The following is a 1,751-nucleotide window of genomic DNA, read 5'->3' as shown; positions in this document are numbered from 1 at the left end:
GAAAGAACATAATATTAATCAAGCCCTAACTTTTGATAATCATTTTATACAAGCGGGATTTAACGCACTAATGAGATAACTTTTTTATGTTCAAAAATATCATTAATAAACTCAAAAATTCATCGGAATTTACCCAAGAAAATGCTAATATTAGGCTCATAGGCGATCGACAATCGGGAAAAACAAGCTATATGGCATCCCTAGCCTACTATCCTAACGCCAGTCAAGACAGTTTTGTACAAGGGATAATACCCATTGGAGAAGACGCAGAAAATTTAGTAACTCAAGCCCAAAATATCCTCGAACAAGGATTAGAATTAGAACCCACTTTTTTAAATGCAAATATTGATGAAGTAAAAGACTATACCTTAAGTATAACCTTAGCTAATCAGGTAAAATTAACCATTAATTGTAAAGATTATGCAGGAGAATTTTTTGCAGATTTAATGTTTAAAATAGGAGATCCAATACTAGATGATTATTTAGATGACTGTCTTCAAGCAACGGGAATTATGTTGTTAATTGATGGCACATCCCACCGTAAAGATAGCGAATATGCTCAAGGATTAGATAAGTTTTTAGTAGCATTAAATCAGGCGGATTTAGGGCAGGAAAAAAGAAGAATTGCGGTAACATTTAGTAAGTGTGAACAATCAGAATTGTGGATAAATCGTCAATTTGCTGAGAAAATAGCAAACAATCGTTTTCCGCAACTTTATAGACGGTTACAGGCATGGCAAAATCAAAATATAGGAGACGTATCTTATTTTACTACTTCTGCTTTTGGAGTGTTAGGAAGTCAATTTCCTGAAGCAAATTCCCAGAAAATTAGTAGAGGAAGGGAAGGCACACAATCCATCATCAAAAACCCTCGCCGTTGGCGCCCTTATGGTTTAGTATCCCCTATTTATTGGCTTTGTACTGGTAAACGTAACCCTAAATTAGAGGAGTAAATTATGACAGCTACAATAAGCATATTGTGTCATTGCGAGGCACGAAGCAATCTGAAGCAATCTCCTTTTTTCTTTCGTATAAATGCGTAACTTCAGTTAATGTTAATGAAACTTGAATAAAACTATGACTAGACAAATAGAAATTCACGAATTTAGCACAGGTATTGTTATCGAAACTAAAGCCGATGGTAGTTGGTTTTCCAGAGGATTTACAGGAAAATACATGAATCAGACGATCGAACCTATTCCCACTCCTATTCAAGAAGCCATCAGTAACCGACTCTTTGCCATTGCCGAAGGCGCATCCAGTGACACCCCCGCCATTATCGGTAGGGAGGTAGAGAGTAAAGGGGAAATTTGGTCTGTAGTGGCAATTGTAACTAAAACAAAAGACGAATCCCGTAGTTTTTCCGCCTATCGTTATTTTTGTGTAGAAGGCAAAGGCAATCTTAACAAGATTCTGCGGTTTTTGAAGGAAAATCCCCTGCAATTTAACCCCTTTGATAGCAAAACCCTTGGTAATCCTCATAAATTTATCGATAAACCTGAAACAAAAGTACCCCTTGATAATTTTCAAGATTTATTAGATGCTACTATCCCTGTTATCATACCGTTCGATCGAGCTTCTTGCACCCGAATAATTATCAATGCCATTGGGGAAGAAAAAGCAGGAGAATCTATCACCGCATGGGCTTACAATGTACAGGCATTAGAGAAACCTGCTAGTTTTTATGTGATTAAACCCAATGACGAGAAAGCAGAAGCAATTATTAGAAAAAATTTAAGTAATCAAGTAAT

1 protein-coding gene and 1 pseudogene are annotated in these 1,751 nt (G+C 36.3%); both read left to right on the top strand.

All coding sequences use genetic code 11. The features are described from left to right. Window positions 1–86: 86 nt before the first annotated feature. A complete protein-coding gene (locus tag ACN4EE_RS23105; RefSeq protein WP_431708858.1) occupies window positions 87–953 on the top strand; it encodes a TRAFAC clade GTPase domain-containing protein in 867 nt (288 codons plus the stop codon). A gap of 124 nt (window positions 954–1,077) precedes the next feature. Continuing rightward, window positions 1,078–1,751, top strand: a pseudogene (locus ACN4EE_RS23100) (hypothetical protein); the annotation flags it as partial.

Origin of the sequence: Geminocystis sp. CENA526 (genome assembly GCF_050753365.1) — a bacterium.
Taxonomy (GTDB): domain Bacteria; phylum Cyanobacteriota; class Cyanobacteriia; order Cyanobacteriales; family Cyanobacteriaceae; genus Geminocystis.
Note: the sequence above shows the minus strand (reverse complement) of the source record. Positions and strands in the feature narration are given on the sequence as shown.